This is a genomic window from Pseudomonas sp. NPDC087639, from assembly GCF_044743385.1.
Lineage (GTDB): Bacteria > Pseudomonadota > Gammaproteobacteria > Pseudomonadales > Pseudomonadaceae > Aquipseudomonas.
In genome coordinates, this window is the sequence record NZ_JBIUWI010000012.1 from 72,012 (window position 1) to 94,862 (window position 22,851).

The following is a 22,851-nucleotide window of genomic DNA, read 5'->3' on the forward strand; positions in this document are numbered from 1 at the left end:
GAGGTGACGCCATGGGCGGGGCGTGGGATCCTTGGGGTTTTTCCAGGCCGGTGGCTCACCCATGACCTCTGCATCCGTTGTCTCCCCGCGCATCATTCGCATCGCCGCTGCCCTGTTGCTCAATGCCGATGGCCAGACCCTGCTGGTGCGCAAACGCGGCACCACGGCGTTCATGCAACCGGGCGGCAAGATCGAACCGCACGAGTTGCCGCTGCATGCCCTGGCCCGTGAGCTGGAGGAAGAGCTGGGATTGCTGATCGACCCGGCGCAGTCGACGTTCCTCGGCCAGTTCTCCGCACCCGCCGCCAATGAGCCGGGCTATGTCGTTCAAGCCGACATTTTTCAACTGACCATCGATGCCGAGGTCTGCCCGGCAGCCGAAATCGAAGAGGTGATCTGGGTCGATCCGGCCACTGATCCTGCTATCGACCTGGCGCCATTGACACGCGACCTGATCCTGCCGTTTTATCGCCGTTCGCTCACCGCCATCGCCTGATCATCCCCGCAAAGGACGTTGCCATGATCCCGCTTCAAGACCTGCTGATCTTCGCCGCCGCCGCGTTGCTGATGGTGCTGACGCCGGGGCCGAACATGATCTACCTGATCTCGCGTTCGATCTGTCAGGGACGCAAGGCTGGCGTGACATCGTTGCTCGGCGTGGTGGCCGGGTTCTTTGTGCATCTGTTTGCCGCCGCCGCCGGTTTGACGGCGGTGTTTCTTGCGGTGCCAATGGCCTATGAAGTGTTGAAGTGGGCCGGTGCGCTGTACCTGCTGTGGCTGGCCTGGCAAGCGGTGAAACCCGGCGCGCGTTCGCCGTTCGAAGCTCAGCAGTTACCGGCGGACTCGTCACGCAAACTGATCACCATGGGCTTTCTCACCAGCGCCCTGAACCCGAAAATCGCCGTGTTCTACCTCTCGGTGTTTCCGCAATTCATCACCCCTGAACACGGCTCGGTGTTCACCCAGAGCATCATCCTCGGCCTGACCCAGATCAGCGTCAGTTTCTGCGTCAACTTGCTGATCGCGCTGTTCGCTGCCGGCATCGCTTCGTGGTTCGTGCGCAACCCGACGTGGCTGGCGATGCAGCGTTACTTCATGGGGATGGTGCTTGGCGGGCTGGCCGTGCGGTTGATGCTTGAACAACGGCGAGGCGCTTGAGATGTGGATCGAGCGGCTGGATGCCAGCCATGCCCTGGCCTATCGCGAACTGATGCTTGAAGCCTACGACCGCCATCCACAGGCGTTCACCTCCAGCGTGCGCGAACGCGCGGCGATGCCGTTGAGCTGGTGGGAAGCGCGGCTGACCAGCAAGCTTGATGTGGTGCTGGGTGCATTCGAAGCGGGGGTGTTGGCCGGCATTGTCGGGTTGGCGTTCGAACCGCGCGAGAAGGCCCGGCACAAGACAACCCTGTTCGGCATGTACGTCTCGGCGGATTATCGCCAACACGGTCTCGGTTTCGAACTGGTGCAAGCCGCGCTGACCGAGGCACAAAACCACCCCGGGCTGAAACTCATCCAGCTCACCGTCACCGCCGGCAACGATGCGGCCTTCAAGCTGTACCAGCGCTGCGGCTTTATCCAGTTCGGTCTGGAACCGCTGGCGGTGCGAGTCGGCGAAGACTACTTCGACAAGATCCACATGTGGCGTGAACTCTGACCCTCCCACCTAAGTGAACAGCATTACCCTAAGAGAGGGGCTTTTGTGGCGAGGGGATTTATCCCCGATGGGCTGCGAAGCAGCCCCAAACCCTACAAACGCGGTCTCTCTGAAACACCGTGTGCACAGGTTTCAGGACTGCTGCGCAGCCCATCGGGGATAAATCCCCTCACCACAATGAATCTTTTTATCCGGCAAATGTTCAGGCAGGGGGATCGAGGTTGTCCAGTGCCCGGTTTACCGTCAGTTCGCCGAGCATCACTACCTGCTGAATGCCGAGCAAAGTGTTGCGATGCGGCGTGTCGAGCAGTCCGGCGAAATCACTGAGCATCACGCTCGCCGAGGCAAGGGATTCACAGGCGTGGGCGAGGAGGGTTTCGTTATCGGTGTCGGGAGTGACGTGGAACAGGGTGCTGGGGAGGCGAGGCGGGTTGGGCGTTACCTTGAACATGGTGAATCTCCGTAAAGGCTAAGCCGCCACGACTCATCGCTAAACAAGTAAAGGTGGCGGCTGTACGCAGGTTAGCGATCCGGGTTACAGAAACCCCGGGTAGACCCTAAGGTCTCCCACGCACAGCCACCATTACGCAGGATGCTGACGAAGACCGTCTGGCATCGAGATGGGGGCACTGGTGCGGCCGGATCGCTAAACCCGATCGCTGAATGTTCAGCGACCGACAAACGATAGAGGTCAGGCACAAGGCGCACAAGCCGGCGGATTCTGGCGTAGCTGTAGGCCGTGACGCAAGGATGTGTAGCCTGAGTCCGTGTCTGGACATGTCGTTTAAACAGCAGCCGTTTAAGATCTTTTGATTTTGGAGTTTCAGCGCACCGCGCTAACGCCATCCAGCGTCGAAAACGATGTGTCCTTGGCCGTCAGCAGAAAATCGCGCATGTACGGCGCATCGAGCATGTCGGCGCGTATCCCGGCGTACAGCGTGGCGAACAGACCTTTCTCGCCCAGTCGCTTGCCCTTCACGTAACCCCGCGAGCTGTACTCATGCAGCGCCCAGTGCGGCATGCCGCAGACGCCACGGCCGCTGGCGACCAGTTGCATCATCATTACCGTCAGCTCCGAAGTGCGCACCAGCGCCGGTTCGATGTCGGCCGGTTCAAGGAAGCGGGTGAAGATGTCCAGTCGGTCGCGTTCCACCGGGTAAGTGATCAGGGTTTCTGTCAACAAGTCTTCGGGGACGATGTAGGGTTTGCTCGCCAGCGGGTGCTGATTGGCCACCGCGAGCATGGCTTCGTAGGTGAACAGCGGCACATAGGTGATGCCGGCGATTTCCAGCGGATCAGAGGTCACCACCAAATCCAGATCACCTCGGGCCAGGGCCGGCAGCGGGGCGAAGGAGAAGCCCGACGCGAGGTCGAGTTCGACTTCCGGCCACGCATCGCGGAACTGGTCGATGGTCGGCATCAGCCACTGAAAGCAGCTGTGGCATTCGATCGCCATGTGCAGGCGTCCGGCAGTGCCGCCGGCCAGTCGAGCGATGTCGCGCTCGGCGCCGCGCAGCAGCGGCAGGGTGGCGTCGGCCAGTTGCAACAGGCGCAGGCCGGCGCTGGTGAAGCGCACCGGTTTGGTCTTGCGCACGAACAACGGCATTCCCAGCCGTTCTTCAAGCTCCTTGAACTGGTGGGACAGCGCCGATTGGGTCAGGTGCAACCGGTCGGCGGCATCGACCAGGCTGTCGGCTTCGCGCAGTGCGTGCAGGGTTTTCAGGTGACGGATTTCAAGCACCGGCTGGCTCCATGAGGAAAACTTGTGATCAACACGAAAAGGTTGAGTTTGTCTCATGTTGGCTTGACTGTCGACAATGGCGCCATCTTTTACGCAATGGAGCACATTCGACATGGCCGTGGCCCACACCCTTGGTTTCCCGCGCATCGGCGCCGACCGCGAACTGAAAAAAGCCCTCGAAGCCTACTGGAAAGGCGATCTCGATCAGGCCGCGCTGAACCAGGTTGGCCGTGATCTGCGCGCCACTCACTGGCAGTTGCAGAAAGCTGCCGGTATCGACTTGTTGCCGGTCGGCGACTTCGCCTGGTACGACCAGGTGCTGACTCACTCGCTGACTTTCGGCGTGATCCCTGAGCGTTTTGACGGCGTACGCGACGAGCGTGGCCAGCCGACCCTCGACACGCTGTTCGCCATGGCTCGCGGCGCCACGGCTGGTTGCTGCGCTGATGACCACGGCAAGACTCAATATGCACAAGAGCTGACCAAGTGGTTCGACACCAACTACCACTACCTCGTCCCGGAATTCAGCGCTGATCAACAGTTCAAGCTGAGCTGGGAACAGTTGTTCGATGAAGTCGAAGAAGCCAAGGCGCTGGGCCATAACGTCAAACCGGTGATCATCGGCCCGCTGACTTACCTGTGGCTGGGCAAGGCGAAAGGCAACGACTTCGACAAGCTCGACTTGCTTGAGCGTCTGCTGCCGATCTACAACCAGATTCTCGTGCGCCTCGCCGAGCAAGGCGTGGAGTGGGTGCAGATCGACGAGCCGATCCTCACCCTCGACCTGCCGCAAGCGTGGAAAAGCGCCTTCGAACGCGCTTATCACATCCTCCAGTACTCGCCGCTGAAGAAACTCGTGGCGACGTACTTCAGTGGCCTTGAAGACAACCTCGGCTTGGCCGTAGGCCTGCCGGTGCAAGGTCTGCACATCGACGCGGTGCGGGCGCCGGAGCAACTCGGCCAGGTGCTGGATCGCCTGCCGACTTACAAGATTCTTTCGGTGGGGCTGGTCAACGGGCGCAACGTCTGGCGCTGCGAACTGGAGCAGGCGCTGGCACAACTGCAGCCGGCGCAGGAGCGTTTCGGCGACAACCTGTGGGTCAGCAGTTCCTGTTCGTTGCTGCACAGCCCGGTGGATGTCGAGCGTGAAGACAAGCTCGATCCGGAGCTCAAGAGTTGGTTGGCGTTTGCCGTGCAGAAGTGCAGCGAAATCTCCGTGTTGCGCGATGCCTTGAACGATCCACAGGCGCCCAAAGTGCAAAGCGCATTGGCCGAGAACCGAGCGATTCAGGCCAGCCGTGCGCAGTCGCCACGCGTCCACAATGCCGAGGTACAAGCGCGTATCAAAGCGATCAATGCCAACGACAGTCAGCGTCATTCGCCGTTTGCCAAACGCATCGCCCAACAACAGGCGCGCCTGCAATTGCCGACGTTCCCGACTACCACCATCGGTTCTTTTCCACAGACCGGCTCAATCCGTCTGGCGCGCCAGGCGTTCAAGCAGGGCAAGCTGTCGGCCAACGATTACCACGACGCCATGCGCAGCGAAATTCGCCACGCCGTGAAGATTCAGGAACGCCTGGGGCTGGATGTGCTGGTACACGGTGAGGCCGAGCGCAACGATATGGTCGAGTACTTCGCCGAGCAGCTCGACGGCTACCTGTTCACCCGTTTCGGCTGGGTGCAGAGCTATGGTTCGCGTTGTGTGAAACCGGCCGTGATTTATGGCGACCTCAGTCGCCCGAATGCCATGACCGTCGACTGGATCACCTACGCCCAAGGCCTGACCGACAAGGTCATCAAAGGCATGCTGACCGGCCCCGTGACCATGCTGATGTGGTCGTTCCCCCGTGAAGATGTGTCGCGCAAAGTCCAGGCGCAGCAATTGGCGCTGGCCCTGCGTGACGAAGTGGTGGATCTGGAAAACGCCGGGATCAAGATCGTCCAGATCGATGAAGCGGCATTCCGCGAAGGCCTGCCGCTGCGCCGCGCACAATGGCAGGCGTATCTGGATTGGGCCGTTGAGGCCTTCCGTCTGACGGCGTCGGGCGTGAAGGATGAAACCCAGATCCACACCCACATGTGCTACAGCGAATTCAACGACGTGATCAAGGCGATTGCCGACATGGACGCGGACGTGATCACCATCGAAACCTCGCGGTCGGACATGGAATTGATCGAAGCCTTCGAAGCGTTCGACTACCCCAACGACATTGGCCCGGGCGTCTACGACATCCACTCGCCACGGGTGCCGGATACCGCCGAGATGGTCAAGTTGATGAAGAAGGCGGTGCAGCGGATTCCCGCCGAACGGCTTTGGGTCAACCCCGATTGCGGCTTGAAGACGCGGGCCTGGCCGGAAACGGAAGCGGCACTGGTGAACATGGTGGCGGCGGCACGGCAATTGCGCAGTCTGTTGGCGTAACTGGCCGCAAAAAAGCCAGCCTTTGCGTGCGGCTGGCTTTTCAGATTGTTGATCAGCGCAGCTTTCTAGACCGGGTCGTTAGCCGCAATTGCTTCGAAGTGCTCGAGCACGGCTGACTTCTTGCCAATGCCGGCGTAGGGCAGGGTGGCATCGTCCGCGTGGGTCAGGAAGCGGTGGTCTGGCAGTTTCAAGTGGGCCTTCTCGAAATTGCCGAACGCCGCTGTCGGTTTGCGATAGTGAAAGTGGGCGTACCACAGCAGCTCCGCTGGCGACAGGGTCATGTCCCAGATTTCATATTCCTGCAGATAGTCGTTATGGCCGTGGCGCTTGCCGAGGTTTTTCAGCGCGCTGGTTTTACGGATTTCCACAGCGTTCTGCTCGATGAGGTCTTCAAGCATGCCGTCGGTGGGTTTTTGGCTGGTCAGTGATTGGCGGGTACGCAGGTTCCGGCCGATGAGGGTCAGTTCGCTGGCCTTGTCGCGCAGTTGTGGAATGATCGGGTTTTGCGCCGCCAGGGTCTCGATGCGGTCGGCGCGGCGATTGAGCTCGGCTGCCTCACTGACCATCATGTGTTCCAGGTCGACCGGGAGCATGTCCTGCTCGGCGTAGGATTCGACTCTGATCTGGTAGCCCGCCTGGGCATCCAGGCGCCGTTGCGCATCGGCCACCAACTTGGCGAGGCTCATCGGGGCGGGGGCGGACGGTTCTGTATTTCGCGGGTTGAGCAGGCGGTAACTGCCATCGCTGCCTTGCTCCCAGACTTCCTCATGGCCTGCGCGGCCGGTGGAAACGTATTGGTGTTTCTGGGTCGTCGGTTCCCAACGCTCGATGCCGTACATCAACTGATTATCGGCGGTTGTGAACACGCGCTGTGCGGCCTGCCCCCCCGTTGTCGGCGCGGGCGGTTCGATGATGCCTTTGCGGGCGCGTTCGGCGAGCCATTCGATCCCGCTCATCAATGCGGGGACTTCATTCAAGTGGAAGTGTTGCGGATAGGTGGCGGTCCAGATATTCATTTCACGGCGATAGCGGGTGTACAGCTCCAGGCAGTTGTGCAGAATCTGATTGCGTTGTGCCCGGGTCGCCTGGATGTTCGGCAGGTTGTACTGCGTGTACAAGGCCCTATCGACATTGCTGCGAAGCTCCCGAGCCTGTCCCATCAGGTAGAACCAGGAGACATCGTCGGTTCGGCCATAGCGCTTGACGGTTTCCAGGCGTTGACTGGTTTTCAGATAAAGCAGGTTGGCATCACTGTGCTTGGTGTTTATATCCTCGATCATCGCCGTTCTGGGTTCTTTGTGCGCGCGGATGCGGATGCGCTCATACCAGTAATTGGCATCGCCCTTGAGCTGCTCCATTTGCTCAAGCAGGCGTACGTAATCGACCCGCTGTGTGCGGATATCCTCAAGGAGGCTGATGCGTTGGGCCAGACTTTCGGGGGGCAGGTTATCCAGTGCCAGGGCCAGGTCATCAATTTTTTCAGTCACCCGTGCGGTGCTGTGGGAGAGATGGTAAGCGCGGCGCCAGTAACGGTCAGTCAACAGCGAGGCCTCCTTGCTCTGTATTTCAAGCAGCGCGCGTTTTTTGTTTCCCTTGGTCAAGGGCATCAAATCATCGAGGGTTTCGTAGTGCCGGGTTGCCAGTTGGATATCGCCGACACAGGCGGCCTCTGAGGCCGGCATCAAGGCCGGTCGATCCGCTTGCGATGCCGCGCCGTAACGGTTGATTGCGGCATCGCTCGCCACACCCCTGGCATCGAGCTGGTCGGCCAGGCTATCGGCGGCCTGGGTCAACTGACGATAACGGCGATACTTGCGATCCACCAGCCAGCGCGGCAGGCGCTGCCGAATCGCCTGTGGCCAGAAGGGATCGGCCGCATCAGCCAGGTGTCCGGCGATATTCCCGCCGCCCAGCGTCCCGCCTTCGACCGCCGTGCCATGCACACCGAACCACGTATCCCACTGGCCGGTTTCATCCAGGGCAATCGGTTGTTTATAGGTCTTGGTACTCGTGCCGTGTAAACGCCAGTTGTCGGCGTTGTTGCTGCGTTGAACTTCAAAGATCCGTCCCTGGCGCAGGATGAAGTCGCCGTCGGCATGCCGGTAGATGCCGCGATAGAGGCCTTCGGTGGCCGGTTCCAGCCCTGACAGCGAAATCGGCTTTTCATACTCGTAGCCGGCGAAACGCGCCGTCAGATGCCGAGCCTGACGTTGCGAGGGAACATGCAGCGCGCCGGCGCCTTGGGCCAGTCTGCGCAGTTGGCGAGTGCGGGTCAGTGAACGGGCCGCTCGGGAAAGGGCGGAAGTGGTCATTTCGCCCGGCAGCAGATCCATGGCCGCATCGATCAGCGACAACAACACCGATTCAAGTTCCGCCAGGCCATCACCCACATCACCGCGCAAAAATGCCGCGACCGCCTGATTGGCGCTGGTCCAGGCGTCGTAGACGGCAAACGCCACGCCGACAAAGGGCAGCAACCCCAAGGCCATTTTCAGGTAATTGAAAGCTCGCGGTCCCTTGAGGGCATAGCGTTCCATGTACAACGCATCATTGGCGCGCGATGTGCCGCGATGGGCTTCGATCAATCGGCCCATGTGGGCGTTGAGCAGGTGCGCGGCCAATGAGGTGGTCGAAGGCCAGGGCATACCGACGCCGATCATGGCGTCATGCTTTTTCACGATGGCCTGAGCGAGGCGGTTTTCATGGGCGCGCACATCCCCTTGCAAGGCCCGGCCTGCCAGATAGCTGATCCACGGGTCTTGCTCGCAGAGTTTGAATAGCGCCTTGCGGGCCTCCTCCAGACTGTCGTAACGACGCAGAACCTGGTCGTCGGGACTGTCTGGCAAATAGAGCAAGGTTGTCCCGCTGATTTGCTCCTGGATAAAGGTGACGCCTGACAGCGTGACGGGGCCTTGATTGGGGGTGTCCTTGCCACCGGCTCTGAGGAAGGCCGGCAGGAGCACAATGCGCAGGGCTCCAGTGTTCCAGGCATGGGTAGTGTCGGCTTCAATGGCAATGTTGAATATTTGCCATTCGTGATGGTTGATGCGTTGTTGTAAACGCGCGCATTCGCCTTGCATCTTGAGCATCAGCCGCCACGGTTCGATCAGGCATTCACGCCGATGCTCGCGCACGAAGGCGGATTCACCGAGCCCGCCCATGAAGGCGTCACGGATCGTTTGCTCGTAGGTTTTGGGCAAATCCAGTTCCGGCAGAATCTTGCGCAGGTACTCATGGGTGATGCCTGTGCGCAAGGCTGCTCGTGCGCTGTCATCGGCCGCGATGACTTCGACCGTCATGAACAGCAGGCGCAAGGACTCCGACTCCAGACGCATCGAGGGTGTGTTGTCGATGTTGGACTGCGCGAGGTCTTCGAGTGGCACCTTACTGCGTGAGGCGCTGGGCACCGCGACCAGCTTTTGCGGGGTGGTCATGGTTGAGCCGTCGCTCAATTGCTTTTGCAGTCTGGCGGAGTCCGGCAGGTCGATCTGTACCGAGAAAGGCCCCTGCACCGAGAAGTCCTCACGCAACCGTTGGTGCAAATGCTGACGGGTGAAGTCATCACGTGGCGGCAAGGCCCGCATCAGGAGTTGGTGGCTGCGGTGCATGGCGGCGATATAGGCCTGGATCTGCGTCTTCAGGTTGCTGCGTTCGCTGGCCGGCAAGTTCCGTTGCCAGTGCGGCAGATTGTCGGCCAACCTGCCGGAGCGGTTTTGTTCCAGCAGATGGGCAAAGGCCAGATTCCGTGCGGCGTGCACTGGCACCTGGAGGGCGGCCCTGAAACGTTCGCGCAGGGCCTGCATTGGCCCGCTGCGTTCGGGTGTCAACATGGACTTGCCGGGGTGCGCACGGAGCACGGCGGCCTGCTCTTCGTACTCGCTGGTCACCTGATCGAGGGCGTGATGCAGTGGATCGCCGCTGATTTTTTTCAGTTGCAGGGTCAGTAATGGATCCTTTTCGGCAAGGGCGAACATCTGGCTTTCCAGCGCCCGACGACTGGCAAAGCGTTGCAGTCCTCCACCAGTGCCGGGCCAGTACAGCAACAGGCTGTGGGTAGACGTCAGGTCGAGCAACGTACCGGCGCGGGTCATGACAAACGGGCCGTTGAGCGTCTCGGTCGTTGGGCTGTCAGCCGTTTCGCTCGTCGAAAGTATCAGGCTGGCGGCTACACAATCGCTGTCGGGATTGTCTGGCGGGTCGAGCAGGGCCTTGATCAGTTGGTGTTCTTCGCTGCTGATCTGTTCAAGCAACTTTTGCAAGTCGGTTTCGGCTAGCAAACCGGCCTTGTGTGCCTGATGCAGAGCGGTGAACTCACGATTGAGGGTAAGCAGGTCGAAAGGCTGCGAGCGGCCCAACAGCGCAGTCGCGGCGTTGTCGGCGGCTTGCTCGGCGGTTTCCAATGTTTGTTGCAAATCCTTGATCGGTTGCAGGGCGGCGTTGTCGCTCGACGTACCCAAGCGGGCTTCCAGGGCATCACGCTGGCGCTTGAGAGCGGCCTGACGCAGGGCCAGAGGAATGTCGGCATAGAGACTGCCGAACAGCGACGGTTCATCGTCCTCGACACTGACGGATTCAAACACGGGGGGAGAACCGAACACGGCAGCGGTCTGCCGTTGACGGTCTGTCTGGTCAGAGAAGTCGAGGGCTTTGCTGCCATGTTCGGCAAACCCGGGCTTGCCGAGGCTACCGTTGCGCAGGGCGTCGATCCGGGCCTGGCGAAAGTGCGTCAGCAGGTCGCTCATGCCAGTGGTCAATGGCAACTCTCTGTGGGTGTATTCAAACCTCAGACCGGTTTGTGGCTAACCACTGGGAATCAGCGACTGAGCGCCCAGCCAGGCCTCGAGTTCGCTGCGCTGGTCAAAGCCTTTTAATGCTTCGGGGCGCAACGGCAGGTACAACCAATGCAGGGGTTGCTGCCGGGCGCCAAAGCCGAGGATCCAGGCCGTGGGGCACTTCACTTTGCTGCCATTGCTTAACACCAGCGAAATCTGCTCGCAGGTGACTGTCGCATCGTGAGTGGTCGCGTCCATCAACGCTAACAGCGAGAGACGCTGTTCGGGCGTCACGCGATGCTGGGCGACGGCGGTCAGTACGGTCGCTTCGAAATGCTGGCGATACTGTTGATCGGCGCGTTCGCGACGGGATACCGGAGCGCCGGGCGCGCGCGCATCCCAGTACTGATCCCAGTCCCGGTCCAGTGCCTTCTCCAGATCCAGGGTCTTGAGCCGTTCAAGCAATTGCCGCGGCGTGAGGGCGAACAGCGCATGGGTGGCGGGCAAACCCGTCACGCGGCATTGCCGGTCAAGTGTGTTCGCAGGCAGCGGATGCTGAAAGCCAAAGGCACAGGCCTGCACGATCGGTATGAAATGTTCGGGGCTTTGCGGGGTGGCCGCAAAGCGAAAACCGATATCGGGCTCGCCCAGATCCAGTTCCTGCTCAAGCAATCGAGTCAGCGTTTTACGCGTGGTCGGCACACCGGCGAACAGTTCACGCAGCGCCTGGCTGCTGTAGCGCCAGCGGTTCGAAGCACTCAGCGCCACTGCGGCGTCGGGGTTTTTGGGTAAATGGGCAACGGACGGTGTCTGCGCCGGACCGGGATTTGAGAGCGCGGAAATAAAACTGTCGGGCATGGCAACTATGGCTCGCGTAACGAAACGGCGGATCCGCTTCCTGTAGCCGTCATTCAAAGCAAATCGTCGATCTCCATGGCGGTACATAGTTATCGCGCAATGACCACTCGGCACTCTTCATCAAACTGTCATCGAACTGTGGCAGCGCGCTTGTACAAACTTCATCAGACTCGCGCTCTACTGGGGTTCTGCGTTTCGGTGTTTTTCATGCACAAGGTTTTTTTATCAATCGCGGCCGTTTTGGCCGCGCTTTTGTTCGGCTCATCGTCGTTTGCCGCCGCGCGTTGCGATGTGAACGTGCCGACCGAGCGGGCCGATCTGGCGCAGGTGAGCATCGCCTACCAAAGCATCGGACGCGCATCGGATCCGGCACTGTTGCTGGTGATGGGGCTGGGCGGGCAGTTGATCCACTGGCCGGATGAAGTGGTGGTGGCGCTGTGTCAGCAGGGCTTTCGGGTCATTCGCTATGACAACCGCGATGTCGGCTTGTCGACCTGGCGTCAGGCCCCGCTGGAGGCCAACCTGACGTTTGAAGTGTTGCGCTACAAACTCGGTCTGCCGGTGTCGGCACCGTACAGCCTGACCGACATGGCCGACGACGCGCTGGGCTTGATGGACGCGCTGCATGTCGAGCAATTCCATGTGCTGGGCGCGAGCATGGGCGGCATGATCGCCCAGCACATGGCGGCCATGGCGCCGCAACGGGTCGAGAGCCTGACGCTGATCATGACCACCTCCGGGGCCGAAGGGTTGCCGGCGCCGAGTGCGGCGCTGGTGCAACTGTTGTCACGGCGTGGCGCGCCGAACCGTGAAGTGGCGCTGGAGCAACAGGCTGACTTGCTAGCGGCGCTGGGCAGTCCAGCGGTTACCGATGATCGCCAAGCGTTGCTGCAACAAGCGGCGGCGTCCTACGACCGGGCGTTCAATCCTGAAGGCGTGAAGCGGCAGATCATGGCAATTCTGGCCGAGCGGAGCCGGGTGGCGCTGCTCAACCAGTTGCGCGTGCCGACACTTGTAGTGCACGGCACGGCCGATCCGTTGCTGCCGGTGATGCATGGCGTGCATTTGGCGGCGCACATTCGCGGCAGTCAGTTGAAGCTGATTCCGGGGTTGGCGCATCGTTTTCAAGAGGCATTCAAAGCGCCGTTGCTGGCGGCGGTGTTGCCGTATTTGCAGGCGCATCGTGAAGACACTTCGCATTGGGCGCAGATTGAACCGGTGGTGGGTGCCAAACTCTTGTAACAACAATGAAAAGCCAAGATCCCCTCTCCCTGAGGGAGAGGGGACTGGGAGAGGGCTGGGGTGAGGGTTGCTCTTGATCTCAATCTCAGCTGTGCAGGCGAACCCACACACTCACCAACACCGTCGCCGCCATCAACCACGCCACCGCCGCCACGGCGAGCGAAGCCTCCAGCCGCATCCGGTCGAGCATCACATACAACGTCGCCAGATAAACAAAGTACGGAATGATCGACCACATACCAAACACGATGGTGGTCTTCAGGTCATCAATCGAACGCCCCTTGCCGACGATGTAATGCGCGATCAAGGCAAAGGTCGGAAACAGCGGCACCAGGCCTGCGATGTAATAGTTCTTGGTCTTGGCCAGTGCCGCGAGAATCACGACCACGGCGGCGCCGAGTGCGGCTTTCAGTAGTAGATCCATCAGTGGCTCAGCCCGTATTTTTTCACTTTGTCGAACAGCGTGGTCTTGGCCATGCCCAGTTCCAGGCTCGCCTGTGTCAGGTTGCCGCCGCTGCGTTGCAGGGCATCGCTGAGCAAATTGCGTTCGAAGGCTTCCACCGCCTCGGCAAACGCCAGGCCCTGGCCAGCGCTGCCGGCGCCGGATTTCTTGAAGGCCGGCAGACCCAGGGCGAAACGCTCGGCGACGTTGCGCAGTTCACGCACGTTGCCCGGCCAGTCGTGGCTCATCAGGTTCGACAGGGTCTGGTTGTCCAGCTCCGGTAGCGCGCGGTCGAAGCGCAGGGCTGATTGCTGAGTGAAGTGTTCGAACAGTTGCAGGATGTCTTCGCGGCGTTCGCGCAGCGGTGGCAACTCCAGAGTCACCACGTTAAGTCGGTAGTACAAATCGCTGCGAAACTCGCCAGCCTTGCTCGATTCGTCGAGGTCGGATTTCGTCGCCGCAATCACCCGGCAATCCACCGCCACACTCTGGTTCGAACCGAGGCGTTCAAGGGTGCGTTCCTGCAATACGCGCAGCAGTTTGATCTGCAACGGCAGCGGCATGCTTTCCACTTCATCGAGGAACAGCGTGCCGCCGTCGGCGTGTTCGATCTTGCCGATCCGGCGTTTGCCGGCGCCGGTAAAAGCGTTGGCTTCATGGCCGAAGATTTCGCTTTCGAACAGATTCTCCGGCAGGCCGCCGCAGTTCAGCGCGACGAACTGCTTGCTGTGACGGCGGCTGAAATCGTGCAGGCAGCGGGCGACCAGCTCTTTGCCGGTGCCGGTTTCGCCTTCGATCAGCACGTTGGCCGAGGTGTCGGCGACGTTGGCGATCAGCTCGCGCAGGTTCTGCATGGCCGGCGAGCGACCGATGATGCGTCCTTCAAGAGAATCACGCTCGGCCAGTTGCCGGCGCAGCGATGAAACCTCGCGGGCGAGGCTGCGTTGCTCCAGCGCACGCCGCGCGACATCCACCAGACGCTCGGGGGAGAACGGTTTCTCCATGAAGTCGTAGGCGCCTTTTTGCATCGCGCCGACCGCCATGGAGATGTCGCCGTGGCCAGTGATCAGCACCACCGGCAAACTGCGGTCGCGTTGCTTGAGCCGGGTCAGCAGTTCCAGGCCATCGATGCCCGGCAAGCGAATGTCGCTGATGACGATCCCGGCAAAGTTGTCGCCGACACGTTCCAGCGCTTCTTCGGCACTGCCGACGCCGACGCAGGGAATGTCTTCCAGCGTCAGCGCTTGCTGGCAGCCGAGCAACACATGGGGGTCGTCTTCGACGATCAGCACACTAAGGTCGTGGTTCATATTGGCTCGGCAGGAGTAGGGCTTACCAACGGTAAACTGAGGACGAAGGTGGTGCCACCGCTGGCCGGGTGTTCGACACCCAGATGCCCGCCCGTGGCGGCGGCGAGGCTGGCGGAAAGGGTCAGGCCCAGGCCCAGGCCTTGCTCACCCGGTTTGGTGGTGAAGAACGGTTCGAACAGATGCTTGCGTGCTTCAATGTCGATGCCGTGGCCGTTGTCGCGCACCCGCAGGCGATATTTGCCGTTGAACTCTTCACCTTCCAGCCACAGTTCCGGCAGCGGTTGCGCCTGCATGGCATCGAGCGCGTTGCCGATCAGGTTGACCAGAATCTGTTCGAGGCGAGTCTGGTCGATATGCAATTGCACATCCATGAATTGCCGGTGCAGTTGCAGCGCCGAACTCTCCAGGCGTGCGCCGAGCAATTGCAGCGCGGCATCGACGGCTTTGCCGAGGCTGGCCTGGCCGTGGTTGTCACCGCGCCGGGCAAACGAACGCAGGCTGGCGGTGATCCGGCCCATGCGGTCGATCAGGTCGTTGATGGTCTTGAGATTGGTGCTGGCAACATCCAGCTGACCGCGCTCCAGAAAGCGCACGGTATTACCCGACAGCGTGCGCATGGCTGCCAGTGGCTGGTTCAATTCGTGGGCGATGCTGGTGGACATCTGGCCGATGGCGGCGAGTTTGCCAGCCTGGACCAGTTCATCCTGGGCGCGGCGCAACGTCTCTTCGGCCTGACGCCGCTCGCGGATCTGGCTCTTCAGTCGATCGTTGCTGGCGCGCAGGTCGGCGGTGCGTTCGGTAATCCGACGCTCCAGTTGATTGTTGGCTTCCTGCAAGGCTTCGCGGGCGGCGAGGCGGGTGGCGATGACCTTGCGTCGCTCGTTCCAGGCGATCAGCAGGAAGGCCACCAGAGCAAACGCCACGGCCACCAGGATGCCCTGATTGATTGCTTCGCGCCGCAAATCCTGCAATGACGTGAGCAGGGTGAAATTCCACGGTGTGTCGCTCAAGGGACGGGTCTGCGCCAGATAGCTGATGTCGTCTTCATCGGAATCGACTTCGCTGTTGGCCGGGAAGGTGAGTTTCTCCACACCTTCGGACAATGTCTCCCTTGCCAGCGGTTGCAGTTCATTAAGCGGGAACCAGTAGTACTGCAGACTGCGGGCGAGTTTTTCCTTGGTCTCGTCGCTCAGCGGAACCACCGACTTCAAACGCCGCGCCGGATCGCTGGAGAGAATGATGATGCCGTTTTCGTCACTGACAAACGCTTCGAGGCGCGCCCGTTGCCAGCGTTCTTCCATGGCTTCCAGACGCACCTTGACCACGGCGACGCCGACGATCTTGCCGTGTTCTTCAAGGCCGTGGGCCAGGTAGTAACCGGGTTCGCCGTTGGTGCTGCCGATCCCGTAGAAGCGGCCGGGTTCGCCCCGTATGGCTTTCTGAAAGTAGGCGCGGAAGGACAGGTCTTCACCCAGGTAACTGTCTACATCGCGCCAGTTGCTGGTGGCCATGACGCGGCCGGTGGTGTCCATCACGTAGATGGCCCGACTGCGGCTGCGCCGGTTCAGGCCTTCAAGGTAAGCATTGACCGTTTGCCGGTGTTCCGGGGTCGGGTCGGCCAGCAATTGCGGGACACTGGTTTCCAGTTCCAGCAGGCTGGGCAGGTAGGTGTATTTGCTGATCTCGCTCTCGACCGCACGGGCGTGCAGTTCCAGTTGGCGCTGGCCGTTCTCGCCGAGGCTGCGAATACCAAAATGCTCACTGGTCCAGAAGCCGATAAAGCCCAATCCGATCATCAGGGCGATGACCAGCGGCGGCAGGAACAGATGACGAATCAGACGGGGTTTCACGGCAAGTGATGGCGGCGCTGCGCGATAGAGAGTGGGGTCGCATTTCATCACAGTTGCCTTGGGTCAACCACAACACTTGTTTGTGAATCACCGCTGGTTTGGAGGTGAACTCTGTGGCGAGGGGATTTATCCCCGATCGGCTGCGCAGCAGTCGTCAAACCTATGCACGCTGTTTGACTTTGAAGTGCTGGGGCCGCTTCGCAGCCCAATCGGGGATAAATCCCCTCACCACAGGGGATCTCATTGTCAGGCAGCCCGCTCCCCATAGTCGGGGAGCGGGTTGTTGCTTTTAGTGCTGCAGGATTTTCTCAAGGAAATGCTGCGCGCGTTCGGAGCGGGCGTTGATGTCGCCGAAGAACTCCTCTTTCGGGCAGTCTTCGATGATCTTGCCGGCGTCCATGAAGATCACCCGATCAGCCACTTTGCGAGCGAAGCCCATTTCGTGGGTCACGCACATCATGGTCATCCCTTCGTGGGCCAGTTGCACCATCACGTCGAGCACTTCGTTGACCATTTCCGGGTCGAGCGCCGAGGTCGGTTCGTCGAACAGCATGACGATCGGGTCCATCGCCAGCGCACGGGCAATCGCCACACGCTGTTGCTGACCGCCGGACAATTGCCCCGGGTGCTTGTGGGCGTGGGCCGACAAGCCGACGCGCTCAAGCAGTTGCAGACCTTTTTTGGTCGCCTCTTCCTTGCTGCGGCCCAACACCTTGATCTGCGCGATGGTCAGGTTTTCGGTGATGGTCAGGTGCGGGAACAGTTCGAAATGCTGGAACACCATGCCCACGCGCGAACGCAATTTCGGCAGGTTGGTCTTCGGGTCGGCAATCGAAGTGCCGTCCACGACGATGTCGCCTTTCTGGAACGGCTCCAGCGCGTTGACGCATTTGATCAGGGTCGATTTGCCGGAACCCGACGGGCCGCAGACCACGATCACTTCGCCTTTTTTGACCTCGGTGCTGCAATCAGTCAGCACCTGGAAGTCCCCATACCACTTGTTGATGTTTTTGATAGAGATCATACGGCGAACCTTTTTTGCAGACGCTTGACCAGCAGCGAGGCGGCAAAGCTGATGATGAAGTACACGACACCGGCGAAAATCAGGAACTCATTGGAACGACCAATGATGTCGCCGCTGGCGCGGGAGGCGTTGAGGAAGTCCACCAGGCCCACGGTGTAAACCAGCGAGGTGTCCTGGAACAAAATGATGCTCTGCTGCAGCAGCAGCGGGGTCATCTTGCGAAAGGCTTGCGGCAGGATGATCAGACGCATCATCTGCCCGTAGCTCATGCCCAGCGCTTGCGCTGCGCCCATCTGGCCTTTGGGAATCGACTGCACACCGGCCCGGACGATTTCGCAGAAGTACGCGGCTTCAAACATCATGAACGCCACGATGCACGAGGTGAACGCACCAATCGGGGTGTCTTCGCCGGTGATCCAGCGCAGCACGAACGGCACCGCCAGGTAGAACCAGGTGATCACCAGCAGCAGCGGAATCGAACGGAAATAGTTGACGTACGCACCGGCAACGTTCGACAGCAGTTTGTTATGCGACAGACGACACAGCGCGAGGATTGTGCCGAGAATGATCCCGCCGACCACGCCCATGGCCATCAGCTTGAGGGTCATCACCATGCCGTTCCACAAACCGGGAATGGCCGGGACGATGCCACTGAAATCGAATTCCATTATTTACCCCCCACGGAGATCAGGCCGGGCACGGCCACTTTCTTCTCGACCACGCGCATCAACAGCATGAGGCTCATGTTCAGGGTGAAATAGATCAGGGTCGCCAAGGTGAACGCTTCGAACAGGTTGGCCGAGAACTCAGCGGTCTGTTTGGTCTGCGCGAGCAGCTCCATCAAACCGATCAGCGAGGCCACGGAGGAGTTCTTGAACACGTTCAAAAATTCCGAGGTAAGCGGCGGAATGATGATCCGGTAGGCTTGGGGCAGCAGCACGTTCCAGTAGATCTGCGGCAGCTTGAAACCCATGGCGCGGGCGGCAGATTCCTGGCCGCGAGGCAGCGCCTGAATACCGGTGCGCACTTGTTCGCAAACACGCGCGGCGGTGAACAGGCCCAGGCACACGACAACGCTCAGGTAGGCCGAGGTGGTCGGGTTGAGGTCCTGCTTGTACCACTCCTGCAAGTCCGCCGGCAGCAGGTCGGGCACCAGGAAGTACCAGATGAACAGCTGAACCAGCAGCGGCACGTTACGGAAGAGTTCGACGTAGCAGGTCGCGATGCCCGACACGATGCGGTTCGGCACGGTGCGCATGACACCCAGTATCGAGCCCAGCAGCAGGGCGATGATCCAGGCCACGATGGCGATGGCGATGGTCCAGCCCAATCCGGAAATGAACCAGTCGAGGTAAGTCTCGCTGCCCACGCCGGTGGACTTGAAGAACACGCTCCAGTCCCAGTTGTAATTCATTAGGGTCTCCCCTCGATTCGATCGATGTACAAGTGCCCGCTTGGGGAACTCCGTTCCCTCCCTGATCGTGAAGATCAGGCACACGCGATCGGCTCGATAGCCACCGGTTCGAGTGTTTCCAAAAAATGCCAGCAGGGAGTGACAAACTCCTGAAAGGGCCGCGCCCCTTCAGGAGATAAGGTTAGTCAGAAATCAGGATTTCTTGTCGTCAGCCGCTTTGTCGGTCGGATTGGCGATCAGGGCCTTGAGCTCATCGCTCATCGGGAAGTTCAGATTCAGGCCTTTTGGCGGGATCGGCGCCATGAACCACTTCTCGTAGATCTTGTTGATCGCGCCCGATGCGTAGGTCGCCTTGATAGCGTCATCCACAGCCTTTTTGAACGGCTCGTCGCCTTTGCGCATCATGCAGCCGTAGATTTCGTACGACTGTGGAGTGCCGGTCACGGCCCAGTCGGTGGCTTTCTTGGCCTTGGCGGCTTCGCCGGCCAGCAGGGCGTCGTCCATCATGAACGCGACGGCACGACCCGATTCCAGCATCTGGAAGGATTCGCCGTGGTCTTTGGCGGAGATGACGTTCATGCCCATCTGCTTGTCGGCGTTCATCGCCTTGAGGATGCGCTCGGACGTGGTGCCGGCGGTGGTCACGACGTTCTTGCCTTTCAGATCGTCGAAATCCTTGTACTTGGAGTCGGCCTTGGACAGCAGACGGGTACCGATTTCGAAGATGCCGACGGAGAAGTCAACTTGCTGCTGACGCTCGACGTTGTTGGTGGTGGAGCCGCACTCGACGTCCACGGTGCCGTTCTGCACCAGCGGGATACGGGTTTGCGAAGTCACCAGGTTGTATTTGACTTGCAGATTTGGCAGGTCGAGGTCTTTCTTGATCGCTTCGACGATGGCCAGCTGGATGTCGTGGGAGTAGCCGACCGGCTTGCCGGAAGCATCCGCGATGTAGGAAAACGGGATGGAGGCGTCGCGGTGGCCCAGGGTGATCACACCGGACTCTTTGATCTTCTTCAGGGTGCCGGTGAGTTCGGCGGCGAAAACTGGCGTGCTGATCAGAGCGGCAGCAATGGCTGCGCCCAGGATATGGGGAACGATGCGCATCAAATTTTCCTCGACATTGTTTTTTTTATGGAGCCAGTTTGTCGGCCCTTTTGTGCTTCGAATGCCTGACGGCTCCTGAAGTGTTGGCACAACAGGCATTCGTCGAGAGAGTGTAGAGCATGAGTCGTGCCAGACCACCAGCCTGTCATTAACTATATGATTTATAACGTTATTAAAGTTTTGTGATGGTTTTTTAAGATCAAACTGATCCGGTTAACCGAATCGACCGTCAGGTCGCGTTCGGAAAACCGAATGGGGAGAGGGCCGGGAGGGGGCTGGTTCTGGCTGTCCAACAAAAAAGCCCCTGAATCTCGCAATTCAGGGGCTTTCGTTCAAGCACTGATCAGATCAGGCCGCTTCAATCTTGCGATTCTGCTCGACCTTGCCCAGGTAAGCCGCCAGCTTCTCCTGCTCGGCCGGCGTGGTGAACAACCCCAGCTTGCTGCGGCGCCACAGAATGTCGTGCGCCGTAGTCGCCCATTCTTCGCTGCACAGGTAATCGACTTCACGGGTGTAAAGCCCGCCACCAATGTGTTCACCCATATCGGCGAGGGTCTCGACACCTTCGAGCATGCGCCAGGTGCGGCTGCCGTAGGTGGTGGACCAGCGGCGAGCGATTTCAGTCGGCACGAAGTCGAACTTGTCGCGGATCAGCGCGCTCAGCGCCTGCGGCGTGGACATGTCTTCGCCGCCGGGCAGGGTGGCGGTGGCCGTCCAGCTCGGGCGCATCTGGGTGAAGAACGGCATCAGTTGCGCCATTGCCGATTCGGCGAGTTTGCGATAGGTGGTCAGCTTGCCGCCGAACACCGACAGCAACGGCGCTTCTTCGGTACCGCCAGACAGTGCCAGGGTGTAATCGCGAGTCACGGCCGACGGGTTGTCGGATTCGTCGTTGCACAGCGGACGTACACCGGAATAGCTGTGCTGGATGTCGTCGCGGCTGATCTGCTTCTTGAAGTGGGCGTTGACTACTTTCAGCAAGTAATCGGTTTCGCCCTCGGTGATCGCCACTTTGGCTGGATCGCCGGTGTACTCACGGTCGGTAGTGCCGATCAGGGTGAAGTGGTTCAGGTATGGAATGGTGAAGACGATGCGCTGGTCTTCGTTTTGCAGAATGTGCGCGTTTTCACCTTCGTACAGTTTCGGCACGATGATGTGGCTGCCCTGAATCAGACGGATGCCATACGGCGATTCCATCTTCAGGTCATCACGAATGAACTTGGCCACCCACGGACCGGCGGCGTTCACCAGCGCTTTGGCGGTAATCGAAAACAGGCTGCCGTCGGCGCGTTCCAGGTTCAGGTGCCACAGGCCCTTGGCGCGGCGGGCGCTGACGCAACGGGTCTGGGTGTGGACGTGGGCGCCTTTTTCACGGGCTGCCATGGCGTTCAATACAACGAGGCGGGCATCATCGACCCAGCAGTCGGAATATTCGAAGCCGTTCTTGATTTCGCTTTTCAACGCGCTGTCGGCGCCGAACTTCAGGCTTTTCGAACCTGGCAGCTTTTCGCGTTTGCCGAGGTTGTCATACAGGAACAGACCGGCACGGATCATCCACGCCGGACGCAGGTGCGGACGGTGCGGCAACACAAAGCGCATCGGCTTGACGATGTGCGGCGCCTTGGTCAGCAGCACTTCGCGCTCGGCCAGTGCTTCGCGCACCAGACGGAATTCGTAATGTTCGAGGTAGCGCAGGCCACCGTGGATCAGCTTGCTGCTGGCTGACGAGGTGTGGCTGGCCAGGTCGTCCTTTTCGCAAAGGAACACCGAGAGACCGCGACCGGCGGCATCCGCTGCGATCCCCACCCCATTGATCCCGCCGCCGATGACGGCGAGGTCGTAGATCTCGGAGATAGGGGGCGTACGCAAGGTAGATGTGGACATCGGCTGGCCTCGGGCTCTTTTGATTTTCTGTATTGGAAATCGAACATTAATGTTCATTTGCGAAAATGGTAGCCCATAAACACGCGCACAGCCAGTCGACTTCGATTGAAAAAACTCATCGAAGGGCGCTTAAAAGAAAATTTACGAACATTATTGAGGCGGGGATGCTCTTTGTGGCGAGGGGATTTATCCCCGATGGACTGCGAAGCAGTCCCAAAACCATCAAACGAGGTTCCACTTTGAAATGCTGAGGGGGCCGCTTCGCAGCCCCTCGGGGATAAATCCCCTCGCCACATGGGAATGCTGAGGGGGTTAAACGACTTCTAAACGAATCTTGTGCTGACTCAACAACTGCGCCAACGCCGGCACCGGCTGCTGATCAGTGACCAGACAATCAATCAGGCTGATCGGTCCAAGGCGAATCATCGCGTTACGTCCGAACTTGCTCGAGTCCGCCGCCAGAATCACCTGCCGTGCATTGGCAATGATCGCCTGGGAGACCCGCACTTCCTGATAATCGAAGTCGAGCAGGCTGCCGTCCTCGTCGATACCACTGATGCCAACCAAGGCGAAATCAACCTTGAACTGGTTGATGAAATCCACACTCGCCTGACCCACAACACCGCCATCGCGGCGCACGTTGCCGCCGGTCAGCAGCACATCGAAATCATCCTTGGCACTGAGCATCGATGCCACGTGCAGGTTGTTGGTGATGATCTTCAGATGGTTGTGATTGAGCAGGGCGCGGGCAATCGATTCGGTGGTGGTGCCGATATTGATGAACAGCGAGGCGTGATCGGGGATCTGCGCGGCGATGGCTTCACCGATGCGTTGCTTTTCATCGCGCATCTGATCGGCGCGCATCGCATAGGCAGTGTTTTCGACGCTGGAATCATAGGCCGCACCGCCATGGTAGCGACGCAGCAGATTGGCTTCCGCGAGCTGATTGATGTCGCGGCGGATGGTTTGCGGGGTAACAACGAACAGCGTGGCCATTTCCTCGATGCTCACATAGCCGCGTTCGCGGACCAGCTCGAGGATTTGCTGCTGACGGGGAGGCAGATTCATGGGGCTTCCTTTGGGCTGCCGTGCAAAATTTGCCCATGATGCCGCAGGAATCCGCTC

At 60.0% G+C, this 22,851-nt stretch carries 18 protein-coding genes; 5 read left to right on the forward strand and 13 right to left on the reverse strand.

Annotated features, from left to right (window positions below; translation table 11 throughout):
- The first annotated feature begins 61 nt into the window (after nt 1-61).
- From ACIOVB_RS07900 to ACIOVB_RS07910, 3 genes are read left to right on the forward strand one after another with little or no spacing between them, the layout of a single operon-like run.
- A complete protein-coding gene (locus ACIOVB_RS07900; RefSeq protein ID WP_401266452.1) occupies nt 62-496 on the forward strand; it encodes an NUDIX domain-containing protein in 435 nt (144 codons plus the stop codon).
- Between the two features lie 23 nt (nt 497-519).
- The gene (locus ACIOVB_RS07905; RefSeq protein WP_401266455.1) at nt 520-1,158 is read left to right on the forward strand and encodes a LysE family translocator; all 639 of its coding nucleotides are present in this window, start codon (nt 520-522) and stop codon (nt 1,156-1,158) included.
- Between the two features lies 1 nt (nt 1,159).
- Complete coding sequence (locus ACIOVB_RS07910; protein WP_401266493.1) at nt 1,160-1,657, forward strand: GNAT family N-acetyltransferase; 498 nt, start codon at nt 1,160-1,162, stop codon at nt 1,655-1,657.
- Nucleotides 1,658-1,859: 202 nt separating this feature from the next.
- Here ACIOVB_RS07910 and ACIOVB_RS07915 read toward each other — a convergent pair whose 3' ends face one another.
- Nucleotides 1,860-2,108, reverse strand: coding sequence for a DUF6124 family protein (locus tag ACIOVB_RS07915; RefSeq protein ID WP_401266457.1), 249 nt, complete (start codon nt 2,106-2,108; stop codon nt 1,860-1,862).
- 372 nt (nt 2,109-2,480) lie between these two features.
- Nucleotides 2,481-3,398 carry a transcriptional regulator MetR gene (metR, locus tag ACIOVB_RS07920; RefSeq protein ID WP_187680192.1) on the reverse strand — a complete coding sequence of 306 codons (918 nt, stop codon included), beginning with the start codon at nt 3,396-3,398 and terminating at the stop codon, nt 2,481-2,483.
- A gap of 112 nt (nt 3,399-3,510) precedes the next feature.
- Here metR and metE point away from each other — a divergent pair, with 112 nt between their 5' ends.
- Nucleotides 3,511-5,823, forward strand: a complete 2,313-nt coding sequence (gene metE, locus ACIOVB_RS07925) for a 5-methyltetrahydropteroyltriglutamate--homocysteine S-methyltransferase (protein ID WP_401266461.1) — start codon at nt 3,511-3,513, stop codon at nt 5,821-5,823.
- Between the two features lie 65 nt (nt 5,824-5,888).
- Here the strand turns inward: metE and ACIOVB_RS07930 are convergent, their stop codons facing one another.
- Together ACIOVB_RS07930 and ACIOVB_RS07935 are read right to left on the reverse strand one after the other, a co-directional pair.
- The gene (locus ACIOVB_RS07930; protein ID WP_401266464.1) at nt 5,889-10,565 is read right to left on the reverse strand and encodes a dermonecrotic toxin domain-containing protein; all 4,677 of its coding nucleotides are present in this window, start codon (nt 10,563-10,565) and stop codon (nt 5,889-5,891) included.
- Between the two features lie 57 nt (nt 10,566-10,622).
- Nucleotides 10,623-11,453, reverse strand: a complete 831-nt coding sequence (locus ACIOVB_RS07935) for a dermonecrotic toxin domain-containing protein (protein WP_401266467.1) — start codon at nt 11,451-11,453, stop codon at nt 10,623-10,625.
- A gap of 207 nt (nt 11,454-11,660) precedes the next feature.
- Here ACIOVB_RS07935 and ACIOVB_RS07940 point away from each other — a divergent pair, with 207 nt between their 5' ends.
- Nucleotides 11,661-12,695 carry an alpha/beta fold hydrolase gene (locus ACIOVB_RS07940; protein WP_401266470.1) on the forward strand — a complete coding sequence of 345 codons (1,035 nt, stop codon included), beginning with the start codon at nt 11,661-11,663 and terminating at the stop codon, nt 12,693-12,695.
- Between the two features lie 85 nt (nt 12,696-12,780).
- Here the strand turns inward: ACIOVB_RS07940 and ACIOVB_RS07945 are convergent, their stop codons facing one another.
- The 9 genes from ACIOVB_RS07945 to ACIOVB_RS07985 form a co-directional block, all read right to left on the reverse strand.
- On the reverse strand, nt 12,781-13,119 hold the full coding sequence (locus ACIOVB_RS07945; RefSeq protein ID WP_401266472.1) for a GlpM family protein: 339 nt from the start codon (nt 13,117-13,119) through the stop codon (nt 12,781-12,783).
- The gene (locus tag ACIOVB_RS07950) at nt 13,119-14,447 is read right to left on the reverse strand and encodes a sigma-54 dependent transcriptional regulator (protein ID WP_187680187.1); all 1,329 of its coding nucleotides are present in this window, start codon (nt 14,445-14,447) and stop codon (nt 13,119-13,121) included. The genes ACIOVB_RS07945 and ACIOVB_RS07950 overlap by 1 nt, the downstream gene beginning before the upstream one ends.
- Nucleotides 14,444-16,345, reverse strand: a complete 1,902-nt coding sequence (locus ACIOVB_RS07955) for an ATP-binding protein (protein ID WP_401266476.1) — start codon at nt 16,343-16,345, stop codon at nt 14,444-14,446. Before ACIOVB_RS07955 ends, ACIOVB_RS07950 begins: the two co-directional genes overlap by 4 nt.
- Nucleotides 16,346-16,586: 241 nt before the next feature.
- A complete protein-coding gene (locus tag ACIOVB_RS07960) occupies nt 16,587-17,321 on the reverse strand; it encodes an amino acid ABC transporter ATP-binding protein (protein WP_007927141.1) in 735 nt (244 codons plus the stop codon).
- Nucleotides 17,318-17,989, reverse strand: a complete 672-nt coding sequence (locus ACIOVB_RS07965; RefSeq protein WP_095190467.1) for an amino acid ABC transporter permease — start codon at nt 17,987-17,989, stop codon at nt 17,318-17,320. The genes ACIOVB_RS07960 and ACIOVB_RS07965 overlap by 4 nt, the downstream gene beginning before the upstream one ends.
- Nucleotides 17,989-18,735, reverse strand: a complete 747-nt coding sequence (locus tag ACIOVB_RS07970; RefSeq protein ID WP_042560752.1) for an amino acid ABC transporter permease — start codon at nt 18,733-18,735, stop codon at nt 17,989-17,991. Before ACIOVB_RS07970 ends, ACIOVB_RS07965 begins: the two co-directional genes overlap by 1 nt.
- A gap of 192 nt (nt 18,736-18,927) precedes the next feature.
- Nucleotides 18,928-19,842, reverse strand: coding sequence for a glutamate/aspartate ABC transporter substrate-binding protein (locus ACIOVB_RS07975; protein WP_305439570.1), 915 nt, complete (start codon nt 19,840-19,842; stop codon nt 18,928-18,930).
- A 348-nt stretch (nt 19,843-20,190) separates the two neighbouring features.
- Nucleotides 20,191-21,726 carry a glycerol-3-phosphate dehydrogenase gene (gene glpD, locus ACIOVB_RS07980; RefSeq protein ID WP_401266479.1) on the reverse strand — a complete coding sequence of 512 codons (1,536 nt, stop codon included), beginning with the start codon at nt 21,724-21,726 and terminating at the stop codon, nt 20,191-20,193.
- A gap of 312 nt (nt 21,727-22,038) precedes the next feature.
- Nucleotides 22,039-22,794: a DeoR/GlpR family transcriptional regulator gene (locus ACIOVB_RS07985; protein WP_007916700.1), complete on the reverse strand. Its 756-nt coding sequence runs from the start codon at nt 22,792-22,794 to the stop codon at nt 22,039-22,041.
- Nucleotides 22,795-22,851: the final 57 nt, after the last annotated feature.